At 40.2% G+C, this 246-nt stretch carries 1 protein-coding gene; it reads right to left on the bottom strand.

All coding sequences use genetic code 11. From position 1 onward, the window contains the following. On the bottom strand, nucleotides 1–180 hold a 180-nt coding region (locus ABR397_RS24015; protein WP_350307877.1), incomplete at its 3' end, for an Rpn family recombination-promoting nuclease/putative transposase. Nucleotides 181–246 lie beyond the last annotated feature (66 nt).

The following is a 246-nucleotide window of genomic DNA, read 5'->3' as shown; positions in this document are numbered from 1 at the left end:
ATGCGCCCGCAGATTGTCTTCAATAAACGATCCTGATTCCAACCGCAATGTATCCAGATCACAAACTGCCCGTAATTTAGCAGGCAAATGTATCTCCAGAAAGTCTCTGGCCGTATCGATATGACTTAAAAACTGTTTAAAAACAGCGTCATGTGGCGTTGATGTCTTTTTTTTCTTCATCGGTGAATGGTAGCATACTTTCTTTTATATTGAAGGAATATTAAGCAAGAAACCGAGCTGACTGAG

This window comes from Photorhabdus viridis (assembly GCF_040256935.1).
Classification (GTDB): domain Bacteria; phylum Pseudomonadota; class Gammaproteobacteria; order Enterobacterales; family Enterobacteriaceae; genus Photorhabdus; species Photorhabdus viridis.
Note: the sequence above shows the minus strand (reverse complement) of the source record. Positions and strands in the feature narration are given on the sequence as shown.